Source organism: Crassaminicella profunda, assembly GCF_019884785.1.
Taxonomy (GTDB): Bacteria; Bacillota; Clostridia; order Peptostreptococcales; family Thermotaleaceae; genus Crassaminicella; species Crassaminicella profunda.
Map to the genome: position 1 here is coordinate 3903630 of NZ_CP082326.1, position 24839 is coordinate 3928468.

A 24839-nucleotide genomic window follows, 5' to 3' on the forward strand; every position below is an offset into this window, starting at 1 on the left:
ATTTTATATTTGACAAATATTCAAAAAATCCTCTAGGAAATTATTTACATATCCTTCCAACTAAAAATAAGGATGAATCTTTCAATCCATCCTTATTTTATAGCCTATCATTTAATATTTTATGCAACATCTTCTGTATTTTTCTTTTGAACGTTTTCATTACTCATTTCCATTTTTAATCCCCTATGCATGTAAAAAGCAAGTATTCCTGTAACAATAATAGTAAAGAAATCTGCTATTGTTTGACTAAAGATTACACCATTTAATCCAAAAACTTTTGGCAATATCAAAACAGCTGGTATAAGAAAAATTCCTTGTCTTGAAAGAGACAACACAAGAGCTTCTTTTCCTCTTCCAAGGGCTTGGAATAACACAGCATAGACCTGTTGAAATCCAAATAGCGGAAACAATAAAACCACTGCTCTAAGGGTTTTTGCACCTATATCAATTACTTCTGGATCATTACTAAATACTGAAAGAATTCCTTCAGCAAAGCTTATAAATATTGCTGCCATCATTACACAAAATACGGTAGTCCATTTTAAAGATACTTTGATAGCTTCTTTCAACCGATCATATTTTTTTGCTCCATAATTATACCCTGCTATAGGTTGAAAACCTTGATTATATCCAAATACCACAAACACTCCTAATGAAAATATTCTTAAAGTAACCCCCATGGCTGCAACAGCTGCATCTCCATAAGGCTTTGCTGCCAAGTTAATTAATCCTAATGAGAAACTAGAAAGAGCTTGCCTTGCAAAGGTAGCTGTTCCTATCTTCATGATCTGAGCATATATTTCTTTTGAAAAAGCAAAGTATTTTGTAGAAATCTTTATATAGCTTTTTCCAGAAATAAAATAATTTATTAGGAAGATAAAAGATATAATTTGAGCCAATACAGTTGCTACAGCTGCTCCTTTTATACCCATATTTAAAGTAAACATAAAAATAGGATCTAAAAGAATATTTAATCCTGCCCCTAAACTTATAGCAAACATACTAAATTTAGCATTACCTTCCGCTCGAATCATATTATTCAAGGTCATATTTAATACGGTAAAAACAGAACCATAAACCAATACTTTAGAATATTCCTTTGCAAAGGGCATAATCGTATCTGTTGCTCCAAATAATCGAAGTAATGGTTCTAAAAATATTGTTCCAAAAACTACAAAGCCTACACCACAAACCAAACTTGTAAAAAATGTTGTAGAAGTGGTCTGGTCTGCTAAAGTTTTATTTTTTTCACCTAATAGTCTTGATATATAGGATCCTGCCCCTACACCAAACATTTGCCCAAAAGCAGCAATCATAATAAACATAGGAAAAGCTACACTAACAGCAGCAATAGCACTGGTATTATGAAGCATTCCCACAAACATAGTATCTACAATGTTGTACACCGCATTCACAAGCATAGCTACAATACCTGGGATAGCAAGTTTTAGTAAGACATTAGGTATTTTTGCTTCTCCCATCATCCTAGCTCTTTTTATTCTTTCTTCCACTTAAAAAACCTCCTTACAATAGCTATCATATTTTTCCTTTTCTATTTTCCATAAGTGCAATCTATTAAACTGTTGATATATTGAATATTTTTTTCTTTTTCATTAGGATATTGATTTCTCATTTCAATAATAATCATAAAAATGGTTCCTGCCAGCCTTCTCTCCATACCGTCTTCTAGCTTTAATCCTTCTTCTTTCTTTATTTCTTTGATTAGATTTTCTACTTTATCTAACAATACCTTTTTAGTATATAACACCTTATCTAGGTCATCCTTTTCAAATATATTTTCTTTAAATAATGCTTTCCCCAATCCTTTTCTTGCTGATATTTCATCATGCAATACAATAATAGCTTCTTTCATTTTTTTCTTAAGATCTATTTCTTTTTTTAATACATCATCTAGTTTGCAAAATGTATTTCCCCAACTCTTTTCAAAAACATGAATAAAAAGCTTTTCTTTGTTAGGATAGTAATTATAAAGCGTTCCAACAGCAATACCTATCTTCTTAGCAATCATTTTCATATCAACTTTTTTGTATCCATATTCCCCAAACAATTCAAACGCTCCATTAAATATTTTTTCTTCTATATCTTTGATAATCTTTGGCATATTCATAATCTCCTTTTTATGAACTTTAGTTCATTTTAAATGAATTTAGATTCATTATAGCTTAAAAATTTTTCATCGTCAAGTAAAAATAAAAAAATGAACGCTTTCTCTATAAAGTAAGCGCTCATTTCATTATCCATACTAAAAATTAATTATATACATATACTTTTCAATATTTATCCTATAAACTCATCTTCTCATCTATCTTTTATGACATTAATAAATTCCTTAAATATATTTATCTGCTCTTCAAATATTTCAGCCATCATTTCAGGATGCCATTGAACCCCAACAACAAATAAATAATCTTTATGTTGAAGGCCTTCAACAATACCATCTTCTGACCACGCATTTTCTATAAGTCCTTCTCCAATTTTTTCTACAGCCTGATGATGAAAACTATTTACCAATATTTCTTTTTTACCAAATGCATCAAACACCTTACTTTTTTCTTTTAAAATTACTTTATGTGCAGGATAATGTTTAGGCAATACGTCTCCAACATGCTTGATCCTTGCTGCTTTTTCTGTATAAATATCTTGATAGAGTGTCCCTCCAAAATAAACATTCAGTAATTGGTAACCTCTACAAATCCCTAAAATAGGCTTATCTTTCTGTAAAACTTTTTTCATTAATTTTAATTCAAATGCATCTCTTTCAGGCACTACCCTTCCAATTCCTAACTTCAAAGGTTGATTGTAAGATAGTGGATGTATATCTGGCCCCCCCGTAAATAAAAAACCATCTAACCGCTCTATTAGTTCATTTAGATATCCTTCATCATCAATTACAGGAATCGTTAACGGAACCCCACCTGCCTTCTCTATGCATCTTGAATAATCCATGGTGGACATGAGCATGTCTTGATCAACCATTCCTCTTGGTTTATTTTTATGCCCTTCACTAGCTTTAACATAATACGTAGTAACACCAATTAATGGTTTCATCTTTTAATCACCTCTTAATATGTTACTTATTCATTTATTATCTACTCCCATAAATCCTCAACCATTTTTTCTATTTTCTTTTTTCTTTTCATGGTTTCATCTTCATCAATAACAATTTTACCTTCTACTTTTAATAATACATCTCCTTCTTTTGCATTATGTGGAATTTTTTCTTTTTCTATATGGACCATTAATCCATCGGACTTTTCACATACAGCAAAGTTTTCTTCAAATCTATCTATAATCATACCCATAGACTCACCTACTTTTTCGATTTTCTAAATCCAGCTTCCTTCGCTTCCTTTTCCGTATTAAATAACATTTCCGCCTCTACTTTTTTATAATAAGCTCCATTAGGCATATGATAAATCTTTTCTCCTTTGCTATTAATATTTCCTTTAATTAAACCTTTTCCATTTTTATCAGTATATGTTTTTTCTTCATTACTTTCCGCTTTTGCTGTAAAAATATTGGATTCACTTGATTTATTTGTACTAGTTTCTTCACTTTTACTCTCTCTTCCGTAACTATAATCTCCTGGATTTACATTGAATGTAATTTCCTTTCCATCACTTGTGGCTATAATATTTCCATTTTCATCCGTTCTATAAACAGGAATATTTTTATTTTTCAACTTGTCCATGGTTTCCTTATGAGGATGACCATAGTCATTTCCTGTCTCCGTCATAATCACAGCATATGTAGGGTTTACTTTGTTTAAAAATTCTAAAGTTGTAGAAGAATGACTACCATGATGTCCAAGCTTTAATACATCAGCTGATAAGTCTAATCCATTATTCATCATTTCCTCTTCTGAAAGATCTTCTGCATCTCCTGTAAATAGAAAGGAGGTATTTCCATAGGTTAACTTTAATACAATAGAATAATTATTATAATCTTTATATTCCTTGCTATTTGGTGCAAGAATAACCCCTTGTGCATCGCCTAATGCTATTTTACTCCCTACTACTGGATTGGTTATTTTTAATCCCTTATTTTTGATTGCCGTAATAACATCTTTAAATGTTTTACTCGTGTGGGTAACCTTTGGCATATAAACTTTTCCTATATCAAAAGTATTGATCACTGCATCTAATCCTCCTATATGATCTTCATGAGGATGGGTTCCAATAACATAATCCAATTCATTGATTCCTTGACTCTTTAAATAATTCACAACCAAATTAGCGTCTCCATTATTCCCTGCATCAATAAGCATCCTGTTTTCACCATTTTCAATGAGTATACTATCTGCTTGCCCTACATTAATAAAATGAACTTTTAGATTTCCTGTAACCTCTTCTATAGATTCAGGTACTACAGTTTCTTGTTGACTTTCATCCTTTAAAGTTTCTACTGCTTTTTCTTTTGAACAGCCTGTTAAAATCAATAGGAATGATAGCATGATTACAACAATAAAAAAACAATATTTTTTTGACAAATTTCTCACTCCACTTCCTTATTTTTGTAAGTTTTACCTACTTTATTATATCATGAAGGATTGTTTTTGTCGTATCACTCACATACTTGTCGATTCCCGATGAACAATGACTTTTGCTATTGACAATAGTTAGAATTAGTATTAAAATGTAAAGGGAGTGTTTACGCCAAAATATAAAATGTAAATGTTTTACATTTCTTTTTTTATTTCAAATCTTTTTTTACTCTTTTCATATTATATTTTAAGTCAGCTTTGACCCATAATATAAATATCTTTATTTTTATACTTATTATAGAGATTATTTTCTCTTGAATTGCTCAAAATAAGAAACGAGCAAAACTAAACAACATCTACCTATGAAATTAAGTATTTACTACTTTGTTCTCATGGGATAATATTTTTCGGCTTTATTAATTCACAAAATTTTCCTAAAATACTAATTTTTTAAGCAATTTATTGCGAAGGAGGTTTTATATGATTCGATTTGAGAAAGTATCAAAAATATATGAAGACGGCTTTAAGGCCTTAGATCAGATGAACTTACATATAAACGAAGGGGAATTATTAGTTTTAATCGGACCAAGCGGATGTGGAAAAACCACTACCATGAAAATGATTAATCGCCTTATTGAACCTACAGAGGGGAAGATTTTCATCGGTGGGAAAGAAATCAGCAACCTCAATCCTGTTGATCTTCGAAGAAATATTGGCTATGTCATTCAGCAAATTGGTCTTCTTCCTCATATGACCATTGCCCAAAACGTAGCTCTTGTCCCTAAACTAAAAAAAATGGATCCAAATGCTTATATGAAAAGAGTAGATGAATTATTAGATATGGTAGGTTTAGACCCAAAAGTATACAGAAGCCGTTATCCTTCCGAATTAAGTGGCGGTCAACAGCAAAGAGTAGGGGTAATTCGTGCGCTTGCTGCCGATCCACCTATTATTTTAATGGACGAGCCATTCAGTGCTTTAGACCCTATTAGCCGGGAACAATTACAAGAAGAGCTTGTAAGATTACAAGAAGAAATCAAAAAAACCATCATCTTTGTTACTCATGACATGGATGAAGCTTTAAAAATCGCTGATAGAATTTGCATTATGCGAAAAGGAAAAATTGTTCAATTAGACACTCCTGAACATCTTCTTCGTCATCCTGCTGATGATTTTGTACGTTCATTTATTGGAGAAGAACGATTGAATAAAGTAAACATTCTTCCTCCTATTGATGATGTCATGGTAAAACCTATTTCTACCAAACCAGAAAAAGGACTTGCTGAATCTATCAAAATTATGCGTAATCATAAGGTAGATAGCTTACTCGTAATAGATAAGTCTAATCATTTCTTAGGTACCATAGGCGTTTGGGAAATTCAAAAAAATTATAAAGATGAAACTCTAAAAGTAAAGGATATTATGAAAACAAATATTCCAACCCTTAAAGAAGATCAATCTTTGCAGGATGCTATCGATATCTTTGTAAATAGTAATATTCCTTATCTTCCTGTTATTTCTAATGATAAGGAGTTAAAAGGAATCATTACTCATGCAAGTATCGTTGAAGTCATGGCGAAAAAATATTCCGCTTAAAGAGAGAGAGGTGTCTTATGGAAAACAATATTTTTATTGGCATATTGAATATCTTCAAAAGTAGAAGTTCAGATATATTATTAGCTATTAGCCAACACGTTCAAATTACTCTAACAGCCTTGTTCTTTTCTGTTCTTATTGCAGTACCTTTAGGAATCTTCTTAACTAGACACAGAAAAATGGCTGATCCTGTTATTGGTATAACTTCTGTTTTTCAAACCATACCGAGTTTAGCCCTTTTAGGTTTCATGATTCCATTCCTCGGTATAGGTAGATTTCCTGCAATTGTTGCTTTAACTATCTATGGATTACTTCCTATCCTTAGAAATACCTATACAGGAGTTATTGGTGTAAATAAAGCTGCTGTAGAGGCAGGGGTAGGAATGGGAATGACTTCAAAACAAGTGTTATTTATGGTTGAAATCCCACTAGCTTTATCCATCATTATGGCAGGAATCAGAACGTCTACTGTATTAATCGTAGGAGTTGCAACTATATCTGCTATGATTGGCGCTGGCGGTTTAGGGGACTTGATCTTTAGAGGTATTGCTACGGTAAATCCAGAGCTCATCCTTGCAGGTGCCATTCCAGCAGCTACTTTAGCATTAACCTTTGATTTTATCTTAAGAAAATTAGAATTTTCTGTTACTCCAAAGGGTTTAAGGAAATAATATAAAAAAGGAGAGATGCAAATGAAAAAATTTAGCTTATTTTTAATTATTGTATTGATTTTATCTAGTCTTGTTGGTTGTGGAAGTACAAAAGAAGAAAACAAAATTGTAGTAGGTGGTAAAAACTTTACTGAACAAGAAATCCTTGTATATTTAATGAAGGAAATCGTTGAAGCAAAAACAGATGTAACGGTTGAAACAAAACCCTACCTTGGTGGAACAAATGTTATTGCAACAGCTTTAGAAAGTGGAGATATAGATGTTTATGCAGAATACACAGGAACAGCTTTAATGAGTGTATTAAAACAAGAAAGAATGACAGATTCACAAGCTGTTTATGATACAGTGAAAAAAATGTATGAAGAAAAAAATCTTGTTTGGTTAAAACCATTTGGATTCAATAATACATATGCTTTAGCCATGCGTAAAACTCAAGCAGATGAATTAGGCATAAAAACTTATAGTGATCTTGCAAAAGCAGCACCTGACTTAATTCTTGCGGGTACACAAGAGTTTTTAGAAAGAGAAGATGGTTATAAAGGTCTAAAAGATGTATACGCTATGAATTTTAAATCTGCAAAAGGAATGGATCCAGGTCTTACTTATGCAGCTGTTCGTGATAAACAAATAGATGTAAACAGTGCTTTTGCTACAGATGGTAGAATTCCTGCCTTTGATTTGGTTGTTTTAGAAGATGATAAAAACTTTTTCCCACCATACTATGCAGCTCCTATCATCCGTAAAGATACTTTAGAAAAATATCCTAAAGTAGCAGATGCTCTTAACCTACTTTCTGGTAAACTAGATGATAAAAAAATGGCGCAGTTAAATGCACAAGTAGACCTTGAAAAGAAAGATGCAAAAGAAGTTGCTCGTGAATGGTTAAAATCTGAAGGGTTAATCGATTAATTTTGGGGATATTTACTATCCCCTTTTTATTTTCTAAAAAAGTATAATATTATTCAACTTTTACTACTATAAATTTTCAAGAACAGGAGTGAATGAATAAATGATCCATATTATAAAAACAACTGGATATGCTTACGAAAATACAGATTATGGTTTTCATATAAAAGAAAAACTCAATCAATTAGGATATCCTTCCAGAATTTTATCTGCTATAAAAGATATGGATACAATAAAAAAATATATCAATGAACCTTTAATCATCACAGGAGGTTCCACTGGGGTTATGGAAGATTTTGAGTGGCTTCATGAACTACGATCCTTTATAAAGGATCGAATCCATCATCATAAAAGCATTCCAACTTTAGGCATATGCTTTGGCTCTCAATTACTTGCAGATGTATTTGATGAAGGTTGTGTAGGTCCTGCTTCCATGATGAATATAGGACTAAAACCCATTCATCAACTAAAATCAGGGCATATTTTTAATACAATGGAATCTGCTTATTCCTTCCATTTTCATATTATCACATCTACCCAATTAGAAGTATTTTCAGAAGGCGTAACAGGAAAAAGTAAATTCGTAAATGCTTTTAGAATTCCTGGTTCAAATATATTTGGTACTCAGTTTCATCCAGAGTTCGATGAATATATCATGAAAAAACTTTCAATGTATTATAAGGATTGGCTCATGAAAGACTTTTCAATAGCTATAAAAGATATTCTTCTTGGTCAAGAAAATAATACAGTACTTGAAGAATTTGTAGCCCTTTGTAAACAGAGTACGAAATAATTTGTGATCATTTTGTGATGAACTTTTGTTAAAATCCTGAACTTTTGTATAACTCCCTCTCGTTCCTTTAAAACTATGTTATGATAAGCTTAATGAAATATATGATTTCTTTTATCTATAGTACATAACAAATTTATATTTCATTTACTTTACATATAGGGAGGTCTTGTATATGAATGATCTAAAAATCCTTGTGGTTGACGATGAACCAAAATTACGTCAAGTTATTAAAATATATCTCTCTAGGGAAGGTTATCTAGTGGAAGAAGCTACTGACGGTAAAGACGCTTTAGATCACTTAGCTCTTCATGAATTTTCTCTCGTATTGTTAGATGTTATGATGCCTAAAGTAGATGGTTGGACTGTGTGCAGGAAAATTCGTGAAGAATCTTCTATTCCTATTATCATGCTCACAGCAAGAGGTGAAGAATACGATAAGCTTTTTGGTTTTGAATTAGGAATAGATGATTATATCACCAAACCATTTAGTCCAAAAGAAATGGTAGCAAGAGTAAAAGCAGTTTTAAAAAGAAGTAAAATCAATCGTAGTATAGATGAAAAAAATATAAAAATAAAAAATATTGAAATCAATCCCCTCGGCAAGCAAGTGTTTCTAGATCATGAAGAAATTGCATTAACCCCTAAAGAATTTGATCTTTTATATTTCTTTGCACAGAATCCTGAAAGAGTTTTCTCAAGAGAACAACTATTAAATAAGGTTTGGGGATATGATTTCATAGGTGATGTAAGAACTGTAGATACCCATGTAAAGCAAATCAGAGAAAAATTAGGCAAACACAAGAAATATATCTATACGGTTTGGGGTACAGGTTATAAATTGAAGGCAGGGCAGTAACATGAAAAGTATATTAAGTAAACTTTGGTTAGGCATTACATCCCTTGTACTAATCATCCTTTTAATCACTTGGCTATTTCAAATCATGCTCCTTCAAAAGTTTTATATCGATGAACGAAAAGATTTATTATTAGACGAGGGAAAAAATATCTCAGCTCTTATTTCAGCAACAAATGACTTTCCAATAATTTCACAAGAGATCATAGATGAAATGAATGATTTTCGATCTGAATTTTCTTTTCATATTTCTATTACTATTATCGATACACATAATAAAGTTTTATTTCCTATGAATAGAAATATCATTTCTAAAAGAATTCCTAAAGAACTACCCAAAGAACCTCATGTAAACCTTTATTCCAAGGAAGTTGAAACCTTTGTTGAAAAGTTTGACCGAGCTAAAAGGTCTTTACTTGTAGTAAAAGTTCCTATTGAAAAAAATAATGCTATAGTTGGAAATATTATATTAACCTCTGCTTTAGCGCCTATTCAAGAAACAAGCTCTATTTTGAAAAAGCAACTATCTATTATCACATGGATTTCTCTGCTTATTGGTTCTCTTTTAGCACTATTATTTGCAAAGCATTTTGCAAAACCAATTTTAAAAATAACAAAAACTTCAAAGGAAATCTCAAAGGGTAATTTTAATGTTCGTGTAGATTTAGATTCTAAAGATGAAATAGGCATTTTAGGAGATACTATAAATGACTTAGCATTTCAATTAGGAAAAATTGAAAATTTTCGAAGAGAATTTATTGCAAATGTCTCTCATGAGTTAAAAACTCCTATTAGCTTGATTCGAGCCTATGCTGAACTAGTAATGGATGTAGATGCTGATAAGAAAACAAGAAATGAAAATTTACAAGTCATTGTGGATGAATCTAGTCGATTAAATACTATGGTTGAGGATATCCTCACTTTATCTAAAATGGAAGCAGGTTTTTCAGAACTAAATTGTTCCCTATTTCCTATTGCTGAATTAATTTATAAAGTTATAGGTAAGCTTGATTTCTTTGCTTCTCAAAAGAATATAAAGTTGCTGATAGAAATAGATGATCAAAACACACATATATACGCAGATGAAGCTAAAATCTATCAAGTATTCTTCAACTTAATTAATAACGCCATCACCCACTCCTATGAAAATAGTCAAATACTTATCAAAGTAACAACTACAAAAAATCATACAAAAATTGAGATTATAGATCATGGACAAGGCATTCCTAAGGAAGATTTACCTTACATTTGGGACCGTTTTTATAAAGTGGATAAATCGAGAAAAAGAGATACGAGTGGTACAGGCTTAGGTATGTCCATCGTAAAAAATATTTTAGAAGCCCATAACTTTTCATACGGTATTAAGAGCAAAATTCATGAAGGAACCACTGTTTGGTTTGAAATGAATAAAAGAGATACATAAATTACGCATCTCTTTTATTCATAGACCTTACCATCCTTCACATGGATAATTCTTTTTGCTTTTTTTGCAATTTCTAAGTCATGGGTGATCAATATAATGGTATTTCCTTCTTCATTCAATTCTAAAAACATATCCATAATTTCACTTCCTGATTGAGAATCAAGGGCTCCTGTTGGTTCATCTGCAAGCAGAATTCTAGGGTTTCCTGCTAAAGCCCTTGCTATAGATACCCGCTGTTGCTGTCCCCCTGATAATTCCATAGGCTTATGATCTACTCGATCCCCAAGACCTACCCTTTCTAATAATTCTTTTGCTCGTATGTAAGAATCTTCTATTTTCATTCCTCTTAAAAGCAATGGAAAAGCAACATTGTGAAGTGCTGTATATTTAGAAAGTAAATTAAACTTTTGAAAAATAAATCCTATTTCTTTATTTCGAATCAATGCTAATTCATCTTCATTCCTAGCTTTTATATCCTCTCCTGCTAAACTATATTCTCCTGAATCTGCCATGTCAATACATCCTATAATATTCATAAGGGTAGACTTTCCAGAACCTGATGGTCCTAGTATAGCAACAAATTCCCCTTCTTGAATATCTAAAGAAACATCTTTTAGAACGGTTAATGTATTTTTTCCCATTCTATAGGATTTTACAATATCCTTCATATAGATTACATTTTTATTCATAACTACTGCCTGCCTTGTATCATCATGACCTTTGTAATCGTTTTACTTTCTTGATCATTCTCATCATACCAAATTTTCATCATTGCCCCTTCATAAATATCAGCTATATCTATTTCCTTTTCTCCGTCACGACTAAAGGTTGTTAAGTCAATTCCTACAGGAATCAATAATGTTTCGGTCTCCCCTATAAGCTTTATTTTTTTTCCCATTCCATGTCCTCCCTGTCCATTTCCTTCCTCACCGCTAGGATTTATAGGTTTCTCTCCACTTATTTTTTTTCCATTTTCTCCAGCTTTCCTTTGAGGCATTTCTGCAAGTTCAAGTACTACTTCATTTCCAATAATACTTTTAACTCTTCCATATACATCTGCACCTTTCCTTATCTTTTCTTTTTTATTTGTTTCTTCATTTGTATCAACTGTAGATGAATCCATTTTTTCTTCTACTTTTACTTTATTTGTCTCTTGTATAGATGATTTGCTAACTGCTTCTGTATTCGAATTTCCACATCCTGTAAGAAGTAAAGACCCACCTACCACTACTAATAATATTTTTGATTTTAATTTCATTTTTATCCACTCCTCTTATTCATAATTTAACGCATCAATAGGCTTAAGTGTTGCTGCTTTTGCGGCAGGATAATATCCAAAGAAGGTTCCTATTCCTATTGAAAACAAAAATGCCAGTGTATACCCAAAAAGAGAAGGAACTACGCTTACATTAAAATAACTCATAATTGGCATTATAAAAACACTGCCTACAATCCCTAGTATTCCTCCTGCAGCACTAATGATCATTGCTTCTAATAAAAATATAAATAATACATCCTTCCGTTTAGCACCTATCGCCTTTAAGATTCCTATCTCTTTTGTTCTCTCTTTTACAGAAACAAACAATACATTCATAATCCCAATACCTCCTACAATAAGAACTACTGTCGCTACCGAAAAAAGCATCAATGTCATGGTCCTAGCCGAATCCTTTGCTGATTGCAATTTACTTCCTGCATCTATAATTCTAAATTTGTTACTTTTATCTTTAAATGATTTTTTAAGGATTATATTCACTTCTTCAATGGCTGATTCTACATAATCAATATCTTTTGCTAAAGCCAAGATACTTGGTCTAGCTCCTTTTCCTGTTATATATTTCTCTGCTACTTTATAAGGAATAAAAGCTCCTTCATCTGGGCTAAAGCCACGCATTGGTGAATCTCCTAATTTATTTAAAACCCCTATGACTTCATATCTTTTTCCACTTATAATTATTTTTTCTCCCAAAGCTTCAGATACATCTTCCTCAAAAAACAACTCTGCTAAATCGTATCCTATCACTGCCACCTTTTTTGCATCTTCATTTTCTTCATCACTAATAAATTTTCCATATGCAAGTGTTAGATTATTGATTTCCTTTAAATCTTCTGTAGCCCCTGCAATGGATCCAGATGTAGACATATTATAATAACTTATATTTCCTTTACTCATAATCACCATAGAAACTTTTTTAATAGAGTCTGCTTCCTCTTTTATGACTTCTAACTCTTTTGTACCCAATTTTTCAGTTCCATGGCTTCCAAACCCTGTAGTAATTTGAATGGTTCCCACATTTAAACTTTTAAACTGTTCTTCCACACTTACCTGACTGCCTTTTCCTATAGCAAGAACTAAAACAATTGTTAAAGAACCTACGATAATCCCTAAGGTTGTCAAAAATACCTTTCCTTTATTCCCTTTAATATTAATAAGAACTGATCTTAAAATCTCAACAAAACTCATAGCATCACACCTATTCCACTTTCTTATTCTCAATCAACACAGTTTCTCCTACATTAAGACCCTCTGTCACTGCTACATATTTTCCATCTGTTAATCCTGTTTTAATATTTTTAGAAATAATATTTCCGCCTTCATCCTTTACTTTTACAACCTGCTTTCCTTCCACTACCCTTACTGCTTTATTTGGGATGATCAAAGTATTTTTTTGTTGTCTTAGTATAAAGTTTACAGAACAGGTCATTCCCGATTTGATTTTTCCTAACCCTTCGTCTAATTCAATCTTCACATCATATGTAACAATCCCACTTGAATCAATATTAGGAAGAGATTTAATCCCTATAACCTTCCCCTTAAGGCGTTCTCCCTCATAAGCTTCAAAAGTTACTTCTACTATTTGATTCATTCTTACTTTTCTTAAGTCAAGTTCTGAAACAGGAACAACCACCTCAACCTTATTCGAATCAGATACAACAATAAAATGAGAGGTATCTGCTGTAATCTGACTTGAATCCTTTGGTGTAGAAATGGTCTCTCCTGGTTTATTGGATATATTTAAAACAGTAGCCGTAATAGGTGATGCTAAAGATGTATTCTCTAAATCATTGTTGGCTAATTCTAAATTGATTTTTGCGCTTTCAACATTCTTTTTTTCTACTTCTATATCTTTGTTAGAATTAGATAGTATCTCATACCTTTCTAATTGAGTTTCGTAAGCAGCTTTTGCATTTTCATAATTGATTCTTTTAAATTCGATTTCTTGTTTTGCATAATAACTTTCAAGACTCTTCATTGGTTGGTATTCAGCTTTTAATTGATCTAGCTTCGCTTTTAAATCATTTAGCTTTTGCTTTTCATTGATCAAAGTAAGCTTTACATTCTCTTTTCTTTGTTCTAAGCTAGCAAGGGTTTTATTATAATTAACTTCTGAAGTCTTTACTTTTTTTTCATATTCTGTATCATCTAATTTAGCAAGAAGCTGCCCTTTTTTTATTTCATCCCCTTCTTTCACATAAAGATCCTTTAACTTACCACTAATCTCAAAATCTAGATTCACAACAGGTATTTCTGCTTGCCCATCCCCTGTAAAGCCTATGGTAATATCTCCTTTTGTCACCTTTTCTTCTTTGACTGTCATGGTTTCATTAGAAGACGCTTTTGTTTCATAAATATTTTTATAACCTAAAAACACTAAACCTAAAGCTATTGTTACGATTACTGTTATCTTAAAAAATCGGTTCTTATATATTTTTTTTAACAAATACTATTCCCTCCTTTTAAAGATTTCTATTTCTACATAATCTTAGTGTATAAGGGAGTTGTGATAAAATTGTGATGTTAATAAGGATAATTTATGAATTTGTAAATCTTTCTACTAATTTTCAATAAAATCCCTAGCTATATAACACCAAATAAAAAAGCTCCTACCCCTTTGAGTAGAAAGCTCTTAAAATAAATTATTTCTTATATTCAAATTTGTTTATAGCTTCTCCTAATTCCTTAATCATATTCTCTAGATCATGTATAGTTTCTACCACACTTTCAATAGAAGCTGTTTGTTCTTGAGTTGATGCTGCTACTTCTTCTGCATTTGCAGAGAATTGCTCAGAAATATCTTCTATTGCTTGTATATTTTTAATAATAATTTCTGATTTTTCATTTACAACAGCTACTTTTCCACTGGCTTTATCTAAACTGTTTTTTGTAGCATTAAATCCTTCAACGATATTTTTAAATGAATCCAATACCTCTTTTAAAACATCTTTCCCTTCTTTAGCTTCTTTATTTCCCTCTTCTATTGAATATAGAGCCTCTTTTGTTTTATCCTGGATTTTATCAATAAGGTTTTTAATATTATCTGCTGATTTCATAGAGTCTTCAGCTAAATTTCTTATTTCCTCTGCTACTACTGTAAATCCACGTCCTGCTTCCCCTGCTCTTGCTGCTTCAATGGAAGCATTCAATGCAAGTAAATTTGTTTGGTTTGCTATGCCATTGATCATATCAACAATATTTCCTATTTCATTAGATGTAAATTCTAATTCATTGATAATATTAGAAGAAGAGCTCACACTCCCTGTAATCTTATCTATTTGCATTGCCATAGCATCTACTTTTTCTTCCCCATCTAATACAATTTTATTCGTTTCGTTGGCATACTCTACAACCTTTGTTATTTCACATTGTACATCTTCTATATTGGTTACGATATCTTTAATATTCCTAGCGGCTTCATTGGTTGCTTCAACTTGTCCTTGTGCTCCCTCAGCTACATTTTGAGTAGCATTTGCTATTTGCTCTGAAACATCTTCTACTTGCAAAGATACATCTTCTAATTCTTTTGTATTTAATAAAACTGAAGAAGAAACATGATTAATTTTTTCTATCATCTCCCTCAAATTATCTATCATATGATTAAAACTATATCCTAATAAGCCTATTTCATCATTAGACTTTATATTCACCTGTTGATTTAAATTGCCTTTTGCAGTTTTTTCAGCAAGTTCTGCCAGCCCCTTTAACGGAGAAATAATTCTTCCAATAATTACTATTAACAAGGCTAATCCCACTAAAATTAAAATACTTCCTACAATCATAACTCTTCTGATTATAGAATATTGTGCATCATGAAGATTTTTTAAAGAAAGACCTATATTTACTGCTCCCACATGTTCCCCATTTTCATATATAGGAACCGCCACATCATAAGCCCAGATTCCAGGTTTCCATTCATATTTATTACTAAATTTCTTCCCTTCTACTGCCGCAGTTTTACTTCCTATAGCATCTACACTTTTTCCTATTTCACTAGTATCATTATGTGCTGTAATCTTTAACTTTTTATCTATTACTAAAGCATACATAATATTATCTTTTTGAGCTATTTCTTCAACAATTTTTTGTTTCCCTATCTTTTCACGGATTTCATTTACTTGATCTGCTAAAATACCAACTTGCACAACTCGATTATGGTTTAAAGCAACCGCTCCAAATTTGTAATATTTTCCATCTCCATCCGTACTCTTTCTAATTTTTTCTATAATTTCCCCTTCTCCAGCTTCAAACAAATGGATCACTGGATGATTGGAAGGATATTCAACTCCTAAAACAGCATCATTACTAGAATATATAACTTTTCTACTTGCATCTGCAACATTAATAGTTGATATATTTAATTGTTTTACAATTTCTTTTAGGTAGGCATTAGAAATATTCTCCTTTTTGCCAACCAAATAAGCTACTGTCCTAATCTTATCTCCTAACGTTTTTTCCATCATCTCTTCAGATGCCTTGCTATTTTGTATTTCTTGAGTCATTTGCTCAACTAATGCCATACCATCTGCTGTTAATTGCTTTTCCATTTCCTTATTAACTGTATACATAGATACAGCAGTCCCTATAGAAATAACTATACACAAAATTAATAATGCAATCCCTGTAATTTTAATTTTTATGGATGTCTTTCTTCTGTCCATTCTTGCTCCTCCAAACTGTATTTTATTTGAATTTAATGTATTCTTTGGATAACTACAGATTCGACATTATTTGAATAATTCCTCCAATTTATTACATAGTATCTTTATTTTTGATAAATTGCTATACTTTTTATATATACAATATAGAAAATATGTTTTTGTATATTATAAAATTGAATTTGGATAAAGAAAATATTAATATCCCTTATCCTCATATGGACGTAAATTTATTTACTAAAAATCAATAATCAATGATAAAATAAGTGTAAAGAGAGGTGATGTAGGTGGAATTAAGATTTGTATTATCATTAGCTTTTGCAGTAATCGTAGCTTTATTTGCTATACTCAATTCTTCTGTAGTATCCATTAATTTTTTATTTGCAAAGTTTAACGTTTCTCAAGCACTCGTTATATTACTATCCGCTATTCTAGGTGCAGTGATTGTTATGCTTCTTAGTGCAGTAAAACAATTTAAATTAAAATGGAAAATCAAAGAACTCACAAAAACCATATCCCGTTTAGAAGAAGAAAATGCTTCTTATAAAGAAAAAGAAGTAACTTCAACAGTTAATGAAACTTTAGAATCATTAGTACCCTCAAATATAGATTTAGATAAAAAAATAAGCAATTAAAAAGTGGATAGAAAATTCTATCCATTTTTTATCTTTTATTTTATTAAATGATTTCTCTCTTAAAGCCTATCTTCTTCTTTTTTTTCTGGTTGGTCTGAATCCATATTAAAAACACTTAAGGTCTTTAAGTACTCGCTTAAATCAATTATCTCACTTGAAGGATTCATAGATTCATTAAAATCATTTTTCTTAGCTATTGATTCTTTGATCCTTTCATCCATATCTTGAGAAGAATCTTTTTTTTCATCATGAAGTATTTCTATTTTTACATCATTTTTTTCTTTTTTGACTATACACTCTTTTTCTATGTTTTCTTTTTTTACAAATATTTCTTCTACTTTTTCTTCTTTAACAAGGATTTCTTCTTTTATTTTTTCTTTGTCAGCAGGTTCTGTTACAGTTTCTACACTTATTTCCTCATCTTTTGATTTATTTTTAAATTCCTTTATTTTACTCCCAAGCTTTTCTTTTATTTGATCATAGGAAATATTTTTAATACTACTTTTCATCACATCAAATTTAGAAAAATCATTTATATCTAGCTTTTCATATGCATCATTTATTTTTTTGATTTCTAAAAGGCATGTGGCAATGAGTTCAAACATATTTTTTAAAAGCTCCGTATCCTTTATAATCCCACAAATTTTAATTTCAATATTTGCATTTTCAGCAGGATGTACATCATAATAATTTGCTCCATTGATTTCGAATAATATGTCTTCCTCCATGTTCATAAGTTCTCTTATAGTTGGATTTTCAAAAAATCTCTTCATGGCCGTCTGACTATTGCTTCTTATAATAAATTCCCTACTAAATCCACTTTGATCAATTTCTATATCTTGCATATCAAAAAAACTTGAGAAATAATTTTTAAAATACTCATCAAAAATTTTAAATTTAAACCCATGTTTATTATAAAATGTGGCATATACCCTTGTATTTGTTGGTGAATATCTTTCTCCTGACGAATGCTTCTCCAGTATAATCTCCCAATCTTTAAATTTTTTCCTAACTTCATAAAGTTTAAGGAGCCCATCTGTAACAATAAATTCCCCCTCAATTTCTTTACTCACTTTTTCCCATACATCCCTTTGTGTGGGTCCAAAAAATCTCATGTAATCATCCCCAATTATATAGTCACTTTGATTTTACTATATTATTGATTTTGTGTAAATATTATGAAAAATCTTGTACTAATATATATCTTCTCAATATCTTTTTTACTTTCTCTTTATGTACATGAACATTCGCTTCTGCTTTTACCCTTCGCTCAATCCACAAAAACCTCTTTTTAATAATAAATTCAACAGTAGTATAACACCCCCACTGATATTCTTCAATATTTTTCCATTTCACGAGTCCTATAGCTGTCACCATTCCTTCTTCTCTTATTTCTAAATTATTAATAATCCCACTTCTAATTCCCCTCAAAATCATACTAAGTACCATTTCTATAGCAGGAATAAAAGTTAGTACCCACACTATACGAGGCTCATTGAATCTGATTAAAAATTTTCCCTCTATATAATAGCTATCTATCAATAAAACAAGGCAAATGAGTCCTATACCAACACCTAAAAGATACATTTTACATTCATTTTTATCTCCTTTTATACAAAAGATAAGTTTTCCTAAATACTTTTGTCGATGAATTTCCTTATAAAGGCCATATAAATTATAAAAAATATCTATACTCAAAAATAAAGTACCTATGGTTATGAACATCCACATGAAAGTTTTCATCCTTCCCCTTCTTTTCTAATTCTTATGATTTATCTTATTGTTCATCTTTTGTTTTACAAATTATTAAATAATATACATTTTTTTCTATTATACCATGATATTTTTCCTTTTTTATATAACTGACCAATAAAACTGATCGGATTGAAAAAGGTATTCGGTGGCATACTAAATAAAAATAATATTTCTTCATGCTTTGGAGGTTAGATCGAGTATGTTAAAAGCTGCTCTTTGGGGAGGAATTGCTGGTTCTTCCGTATTTATTGGCGCTTTAATAGGTCTTTATTTTCATATAAAAAAGCATATTATCGGCATGATCATGGCCTTTGGTACAGGCGTTTTATTTGGTGCAGCTTCCTTTGAACTTCTTAATGAAGCAATTAAAGATGGTAATATCAAGATTACAGCAATAGGATTTGTTTTTGGTGCTTTTTTGTTTACTCTTTTGGACTTGATTATTGTACACAAGGGAGGTCATCACCGAAAGCGTTCATCAGAAAAATCAAAAGCCCCTTCTGGATTGGCTATCTTTATTGGGACACTCATGGATGCAATTCCTGAGTCCATGATTATTGGTATTAGCATGATTGGCCAGGAAAATGTAAGCTGGCTTTTAGTTGTCGCTATTTTTATAAGCAATTTGCCTGAAGGATTATCCAGCAGTATTGGACTTAAAAAAGATGGTTATAAAAACAATAAAATTCTCTCTTTATGGTTAATGGTTTCAATCCTTTCATTATTAAGCTCCTTATGTGGTTTTGTTTTTTTACAAAATACATCTTCAAATTTTATCGCTATTATCAGATCCTTTGCAGCAGGGGGAATCGTCTCTATGGTTTCCTCAACCATGATGCCTGAAGCTTATGAAGAAGGAGGTCCTATTGTAGGACTTATGGCAGCTCTTGGGCTTCTTAGTTCTTTGATTCTTACCCATATTAAGTAATAAAAAACTGTGAAAAAGCAAATCATTCTTCCACAGTTTTTTATTTATCTTTTATAAACTTATTTCATTGCAATATCCTCTCTTATTAGGGTATTATAAGTGGAAGGAGGTAATGCTATGCAATCATTTATTTCAACCCTTTCTCTTTTGTTTATACTAAATATTTTATTAGCTATTGTCATTATATTTTTAGAAAGAAAAAACCCTACTTCTACTTTAGCTTGGCTTATGGTATTGGTATTGTTACCTAATATCGGATTTATTCTTTATCTTATATTCGGTCAAAATCTGAGTAAACAAAAAATATTTAAGTTAAAAACTGAAGAAGACCAAATATTACGTAAAATGGTATTACAACAAATATCCTATTTGCAAAATAATAAAATTAATTTTAATGATCCATCTATAAAACAATATCAAGACATGATGCATATGCATTTAGTTAGTAGCGATTCTATTTTTTGCCAAGATAATGAAGTGGAAATTTTCATAGATGGTACAGAAAAATTTAATGCACTCATTCAATCTATAGAAAAAGCACAAGATCATATACATATGCTGTATTATATAATACAAAATGATTCTCTAGGAAAACGAATCGTAAATGCTTTAACTAAAAAAGCTAGTACAGGAGTTCAAGTTAGGCTGTTATACGATGCAGTAGGTAGTCATAGGCTTCCAAGAAATTTTTTCAATGAACTAACAGCAGCAGGTGGACAAGTATCCTCTTTTTTTCCATTTAAAATCCCTTTTATAAACTTTAGAATAAACTTTAGAAATCATAGAAAACTGGCAATCATTGATGGTAAATATGGGTTTATCGGTGGCTTTAATATTGGGAATGAATACCTTGGATTAGATAAAAAATTAGGATATTGGAGAGATACTCATTTAAAACTAAAGGGTAGTGCTGTTCAGATGATACAGCTTCGTTTTATATTAGATTGGCAGTATGCTTCTAAAGAAACAATAGACTATGATTCAAAATATTTTCCTCCTATAAATACCAATGGAAAAACAGGAATTCAAATCGTATCCAGTGGACCAGACTCAGAACAAGAACAGATAAAAAATGGTTATCTAAAAATGATTCATTCTGCAAGGAAAAGTATCTATATTCAAACACCTTACTTCATTCCAGATGAAAGCATCTTAGCAGCCTTAAGAATTGCTGCCCTGTCAGGAGCAGATGTGAGACTTATGATCCCTAGCAAGCCTGACCATATGTTTGTTTATTGGGCAACCTATTCTTATATAGGAGAGCTATTACAATCTGGGGTTCGTACCTTTTTATATGATAAAGGATTTATTCATGCTAAAACAATCATTGTAGATGGAAAACTTGCATCTGTTGGAACAGCCAATATCGATGTTCGTAGCTTTAAACTTAATTTCGAAGTAAATGCATTTATTTATGATACAACTACTTCTAGTGCATTAAAATCTATTTTTGAAAAAGATATGACTGATTGCACAGAAATAACTAGTGAGATATACAAGAAGCGTTCTAAGATCATAAAATTCAAGGAATCTATTTTTAGATTATTATCTCCAATTCTATAACAAAAGCCCTAAAGCATGTCTTTAGGGCTTAAATTTATTTTCTTTTCCTTAACTTTCTAAAGAATTCTTTCATCATAGTAGCACATTCCTCTTGCATAATACCTCTTATAACCTCTGTCTGATGATTAAATCGTTCATCTTCAACAATATTAAGGATAGATCCTACAGCCCCACCTTTAGGGTCCATGGTCCCTATAACAAGTCTATCAATTCTAGATAACATAATAGCTCCTGCACACATAGGACAAGGTTCAACTGTCACATACAAATCACATCCTGTCAGCCTCCATCCTCCTAAAACTTCAGAAGCTTTACGAATAGCTAATATTTCAGCATGACTGGTTGGATCTTTGCTTGTCTCTCTTAAATTATGGGCCCTTGCAATGATTTCTCCTTTTCTTACAATCACTGCACCAATAGGAACTTCTTCTATCTCCATTGCTTTTTTTGCTTCTAGTAAAGCTTGCTGCATATAAATTTCTTTCATTTTTACCCTCTTCTTATATAAAATTTGATTTTTCCTATGTCATTAAACCTTCTACAATTCATATATAAAAGATACTATCCGTCAAAAGATGATTCCTATTTCTAATGATTTTCTAGATTTGAGTATATCACAACAAAATCTTCAAAACAATTACATAACCATTCTAACCTGAGTTAGCATAACTATTTACATTCTTCATATTTTTTTACTGAAAAATATCTTTGAGTTGTTATATGAATTTTCTTTCAAGTCATTACATATATCAGATGAAAGAGCGTTGAAAAAATTTCTAGGCATGTGTGATGGAGATTCATTTAAATAACATATTGTTTGTATAGTGCTTGCTAGGTATCCACTTTTTATCAAATACATTTTATCACCTGTCTCATCATACTTTGTTAATTTATTAGATAGAGTTTCTATACAAAGATTGAAACAATTGAAATTCTTTTCAGCATCTAATTTATTTTTATTAATTTCTTTATAGTTTATTGTAATGGATATTAACAATAGTACAATTAGAGAAAAAATAATCTTATTTTTCAACATAATGTCCTCCTTACAACTCAAAAGATTATTTTATGAAAATTCGTATCTTCATAACAAAATTTTATTATTTTACAAATCATTATTGTTTTAATGTTTTTTATATAGAATATAATAAACTTGCATCCCTTATGACTATATATTACTAATTATTTGCCTAGCATTTAGACACATAAAAAATTTTTCAAAAAATTTTCTTCCTTTGGGAACAAAATAAGCTTGAAGTTTATCATAATATATGAAAACACAACCACAGAGGAGGATTTTTAAATGAAAAAATTAAATGTACTTATGGTAACTTTATTATTATCTGCAATGATCTTTAGCCCAGTAAGTTATGCAAATGAAATGAGTGTAGTAAACAAATTAGGGAATTTGGATATTCAATATAGTACAAGATCCCTCGATCACATCATGAGTGTTCGTTCTGAAATTAAAGATATAGGACATGGTAATATTTATATAAAAGCTGGTACAAAAGCTGATCAAAAAGTAGATTATCTCAAACTTAATATTACTTTAGAAAAATGGAATGGTCGTTCATGGAAATCTGTTAAGAAGTGGACTTCTGATTCTTCCCATAACAAAGACAATATATCTTATACTACCGTTTATAAAGGTAAAATTGGGCAAAAATATAGAGTAAAAACAACCCATGCTCTTAAAGAAAATAGTGTTCCTGAAGTGGAAGAAACAATTACTGCCTCCATAGAATTAAAATAAAAACGAGTGAATCTCACTCGTTTTTATTTTTCCTAGAAACAGATGTAGCAATTTTTAAAAATTGTTCTTCTGATAGCGTTCCTTGTAGTGTAAATTTTACTTCATTCATATCCCATATTATTTCTATAAGTCCATTATTGTATTTTATAATATTGTATTTATAACCTTTCACAATTTTTTCAATAACCATTCCTTGTTCATCATTAATTTTTAAAGAAACAGCATATTCACCACTTATAGGTTCTTGGAGTAACATAAAAGAACCATCTTTTGAAGTATACATAATTTTTACATTCAAAATTTCATCTTCAAATTGTTGTAAAGTCACATTTTCCATATTATAGCCATCTGGAATATAATCAGGTTGGCGTATCATAAAACTTGAAATATCTTTGGCCATGTCTATCGATAATGTGTATTCTGATACTCCATTTTCTAACGTTTTTATGTGACTAGCAAAATTTTCTATATCTCTATTTTCCGTAGGTGTTTTATTATCTACGTGAATATCTACCATTTCATTTGAAGTAGATTGTGTAAAGAAATTTAAACATCTAAAATAATTGGCATATCCTTCATGATTTATGGTTGTATGAATTAACGCAAACATAATGATTGCTGCAACAATACCTAATTTCCTTTTTCTTGATATATAAGTCTTTTGGGGCTTCTCTATATGATGTTCTATATTCATCCAGACATCATCCATATTCGGTACTTCTATAGAATCCATATTTTCACCTATAGACTGATCTATGCATTCCTCAAACAAATGGTTCTTTTTCATGATATCACCTCATTTAAATCATATTTCTTATTACACAATATTCTTTCTTTTAAATTTTCTTTCGCACGATATAGACGAGATTTTACGGTCCCTAAGCTTGTATTTGTTACCTCACTAATTTCTTCATAAGATAGCCCCCCGTAGTAATATAAGATCAAAGTTTCTCTATATTGATTTTTAAGGAAATTTATTTGTTCCCATAAGTAACTTCTAAATTCTTTCTCCATCAATAATTCTTCCGGAATATTCATATCCTCATTATTTTTTATAAAAGGAATAATTTTATTATCATCATCTATTAATGTTTCTTTCTTCTTTTTATTGTACTTCCCTTTTGCTGTATTACTAGCAATTACACAGATCCAACTTTCTATTTTATCGAAATTTTTCAATTGATGGATTCTATCATACACCGTTATAAAAGTATCCTGTACCACATCTTTTGCATCTTGTTCATTTTTAAGTATATAATAAGCAATGCGATATACCTTATCTTTATATGTATCAAATAATATTTTTAAGTATAATGATGAATCATCTTTTTTCTCTTTCTTGTGAAATATCCCCATGCTTTTAGCCCCTTTATGTATTTAGTCTGTCTAACTCATAAATGCTTTTACAACTCTCCTCAATAAAACTACAACCTGTACACTTATTTTATAATAATAATATGTATTTTACAATTTAAAACATTTAAGTTAAATATTACAAAATAATAAAAAAACATTAAAATTA

26 protein-coding genes are annotated in these 24839 nt (G+C 30.7%); 10 read left to right on the forward strand and 16 right to left on the reverse strand.

Annotated elements, in window-relative coordinates:
- Nucleotides 1–119: 119 nt before the first annotated feature.
- The 5 genes from K7H06_RS17975 to K7H06_RS17995 all read right to left on the reverse strand — a co-directional run bounded on the left by K7H06_RS17975 (nucleotide 120) and on the right by K7H06_RS17995 (nucleotide 4474).
- A complete protein-coding gene (locus K7H06_RS17975) occupies nucleotides 120–1511 on the reverse strand; it encodes an MATE family efflux transporter (protein WP_223037389.1) in 1392 nt (463 codons plus the stop codon).
- 41 nt (nucleotides 1512–1552) lie between these two features.
- Nucleotides 1553–2122 (reverse strand): TetR/AcrR family transcriptional regulator, encoded by a 570-nt coding sequence (locus tag K7H06_RS17980; RefSeq protein WP_223037390.1) that lies wholly within the window; start codon nucleotides 2120–2122, stop codon nucleotides 1553–1555.
- A 197-nt stretch (nucleotides 2123–2319) separates the two neighbouring features.
- Nucleotides 2320–3069, reverse strand: coding sequence for a gamma-glutamyl-gamma-aminobutyrate hydrolase family protein (locus tag K7H06_RS17985; RefSeq protein WP_223037391.1), 750 nt, complete (start codon nucleotides 3067–3069; stop codon nucleotides 2320–2322).
- Nucleotides 3070–3110: 41 nt separating this feature from the next.
- Complete coding sequence (locus K7H06_RS17990; RefSeq protein ID WP_223037392.1) at nucleotides 3111–3323, reverse strand: DUF3006 domain-containing protein; 213 nt, start codon at nucleotides 3321–3323, stop codon at nucleotides 3111–3113.
- Between the two features lie 8 nt (nucleotides 3324–3331).
- Nucleotides 3332–4474 (reverse strand): ComEC/Rec2 family competence protein, encoded by a 1143-nt coding sequence (locus tag K7H06_RS17995; RefSeq protein ID WP_223040076.1) that lies wholly within the window; start codon nucleotides 4472–4474, stop codon nucleotides 3332–3334.
- Nucleotides 4475–4984: 510 nt separating this feature from the next.
- Between K7H06_RS17995 and K7H06_RS18000 the strand changes: the two genes are divergently transcribed.
- The 6 genes from K7H06_RS18000 (at nucleotide 4985) to K7H06_RS18025 (ending at nucleotide 10746) form a co-directional block, all read left to right on the forward strand.
- On the forward strand, nucleotides 4985–6100 hold the full coding sequence (locus tag K7H06_RS18000; RefSeq protein ID WP_223037393.1) for an ABC transporter ATP-binding protein: 1116 nt from the start codon (nucleotides 4985–4987) through the stop codon (nucleotides 6098–6100).
- Between the two features lie 17 nt (nucleotides 6101–6117).
- Complete coding sequence (locus K7H06_RS18005) at nucleotides 6118–6771, forward strand: ABC transporter permease (RefSeq protein WP_223037394.1); 654 nt, start codon at nucleotides 6118–6120, stop codon at nucleotides 6769–6771.
- 21 nt (nucleotides 6772–6792) lie between these two features.
- Nucleotides 6793–7680 (forward strand): ABC transporter substrate-binding protein, encoded by an 888-nt coding sequence (locus K7H06_RS18010; protein ID WP_223037395.1) that lies wholly within the window; start codon nucleotides 6793–6795, stop codon nucleotides 7678–7680.
- A 100-nt stretch (nucleotides 7681–7780) separates the two neighbouring features.
- Entirely contained in the window at nucleotides 7781–8470 is a 690-nt protein-coding gene (locus K7H06_RS18015) for a type 1 glutamine amidotransferase (RefSeq protein ID WP_223037396.1), read from the forward strand.
- Nucleotides 8471–8642: 172 nt separating this feature from the next.
- Nucleotides 8643–9326 carry a response regulator transcription factor gene (locus tag K7H06_RS18020; RefSeq protein ID WP_223037397.1) on the forward strand — a complete coding sequence of 228 codons (684 nt, stop codon included), beginning with the start codon at nucleotides 8643–8645 and terminating at the stop codon, nucleotides 9324–9326.
- 1 nt (nucleotide 9327) lies between these two features.
- A complete protein-coding gene (locus K7H06_RS18025; RefSeq protein WP_223037398.1) occupies nucleotides 9328–10746 on the forward strand; it encodes a sensor histidine kinase in 1419 nt (472 codons plus the stop codon).
- A 14-nt stretch (nucleotides 10747–10760) separates the two neighbouring features.
- On the opposite strand, the gene K7H06_RS18030 is transcribed toward K7H06_RS18025, so the two are convergent.
- The 5 genes from K7H06_RS18030 to K7H06_RS18050 all read right to left on the reverse strand — a co-directional run bounded on the left by K7H06_RS18030 (nucleotide 10761) and on the right by K7H06_RS18050 (nucleotide 16683).
- The gene (locus tag K7H06_RS18030) at nucleotides 10761–11435 is read right to left on the reverse strand and encodes an ABC transporter ATP-binding protein (protein WP_223037399.1); all 675 of its coding nucleotides are present in this window, start codon (nucleotides 11433–11435) and stop codon (nucleotides 10761–10763) included.
- Nucleotides 11436–11437: 2 nt separating this feature from the next.
- Entirely contained in the window at nucleotides 11438–12004 is a 567-nt protein-coding gene (locus K7H06_RS18035) for a hypothetical protein (RefSeq protein ID WP_223037400.1), read from the reverse strand.
- Nucleotides 12005–12019: 15 nt separating this feature from the next.
- Nucleotides 12020–13210, reverse strand: a complete 1191-nt coding sequence (locus tag K7H06_RS18040; protein WP_223037401.1) for an ABC transporter permease — start codon at nucleotides 13208–13210, stop codon at nucleotides 12020–12022.
- A 10-nt stretch (nucleotides 13211–13220) separates the two neighbouring features.
- Nucleotides 13221–14468, reverse strand: coding sequence for an efflux RND transporter periplasmic adaptor subunit (locus tag K7H06_RS18045; protein WP_223037402.1), 1248 nt, complete (start codon nucleotides 14466–14468; stop codon nucleotides 13221–13223).
- Between the two features lie 196 nt (nucleotides 14469–14664).
- Nucleotides 14665–16683 carry a methyl-accepting chemotaxis protein gene (locus K7H06_RS18050; protein ID WP_223037403.1) on the reverse strand — a complete coding sequence of 673 codons (2019 nt, stop codon included), beginning with the start codon at nucleotides 16681–16683 and terminating at the stop codon, nucleotides 14665–14667.
- Nucleotides 16684–16967: 284 nt separating this feature from the next.
- Between K7H06_RS18050 and K7H06_RS18055 the strand changes: the two genes are divergently transcribed.
- The gene (locus K7H06_RS18055; RefSeq protein WP_223037404.1) at nucleotides 16968–17315 is read left to right on the forward strand and encodes a LapA family protein; all 348 of its coding nucleotides are present in this window, start codon (nucleotides 16968–16970) and stop codon (nucleotides 17313–17315) included.
- Between the two features lie 59 nt (nucleotides 17316–17374).
- On the opposite strand, the gene K7H06_RS18060 is transcribed toward K7H06_RS18055, so the two are convergent.
- Entirely contained in the window at nucleotides 17375–18430 is a 1056-nt protein-coding gene (locus K7H06_RS18060; RefSeq protein WP_223037405.1) for a hypothetical protein, read from the reverse strand.
- 61 nt (nucleotides 18431–18491) lie between these two features.
- A complete protein-coding gene (locus K7H06_RS18065) occupies nucleotides 18492–19058 on the reverse strand; it encodes a hypothetical protein (RefSeq protein WP_223037406.1) in 567 nt (188 codons plus the stop codon).
- A gap of 211 nt (nucleotides 19059–19269) precedes the next feature.
- Between K7H06_RS18065 and K7H06_RS18070 the strand changes: the two genes are divergently transcribed.
- Nucleotides 19270–19998, forward strand: coding sequence for a ZIP family metal transporter (locus K7H06_RS18070; RefSeq protein WP_223037407.1), 729 nt, complete (start codon nucleotides 19270–19272; stop codon nucleotides 19996–19998).
- A 117-nt stretch (nucleotides 19999–20115) separates the two neighbouring features.
- Nucleotides 20116–21561 (forward strand): cardiolipin synthase, encoded by a 1446-nt coding sequence (gene cls, locus K7H06_RS18075; RefSeq protein WP_223037408.1) that lies wholly within the window; start codon nucleotides 20116–20118, stop codon nucleotides 21559–21561.
- Between the two features lie 34 nt (nucleotides 21562–21595).
- Here cls and tadA read toward each other — a convergent pair whose 3' ends face one another.
- Together tadA and K7H06_RS18085 are read right to left on the reverse strand one after the other, a co-directional pair.
- Entirely contained in the window at nucleotides 21596–22048 is a 453-nt protein-coding gene (tadA, locus tag K7H06_RS18080) for a tRNA adenosine(34) deaminase TadA (RefSeq protein ID WP_223037409.1), read from the reverse strand.
- Between the two features lie 195 nt (nucleotides 22049–22243).
- Nucleotides 22244–22597, reverse strand: coding sequence for a hypothetical protein (locus tag K7H06_RS18085; RefSeq protein ID WP_223037410.1), 354 nt, complete (start codon nucleotides 22595–22597; stop codon nucleotides 22244–22246).
- A 267-nt stretch (nucleotides 22598–22864) separates the two neighbouring features.
- On the opposite strand from K7H06_RS18085, the gene K7H06_RS18090 reads away from it, so the two are divergent.
- Complete coding sequence (locus tag K7H06_RS18090; RefSeq protein WP_223037411.1) at nucleotides 22865–23317, forward strand: hypothetical protein; 453 nt, start codon at nucleotides 22865–22867, stop codon at nucleotides 23315–23317.
- 13 nt (nucleotides 23318–23330) lie between these two features.
- Here K7H06_RS18090 and K7H06_RS18095 read toward each other — a convergent pair whose 3' ends face one another.
- On the reverse strand, nucleotides 23331–24104 hold the full coding sequence (locus tag K7H06_RS18095) for a DUF4367 domain-containing protein (protein ID WP_223037412.1): 774 nt from the start codon (nucleotides 24102–24104) through the stop codon (nucleotides 23331–23333).
- Nucleotides 24101–24673 carry an RNA polymerase sigma factor gene (locus K7H06_RS18100; protein ID WP_223037413.1) on the reverse strand — a complete coding sequence of 191 codons (573 nt, stop codon included), beginning with the start codon at nucleotides 24671–24673 and terminating at the stop codon, nucleotides 24101–24103. The genes K7H06_RS18095 and K7H06_RS18100 overlap by 4 nt, the downstream gene beginning before the upstream one ends.
- Nucleotides 24674–24839: the final 166 nt, after the last annotated feature.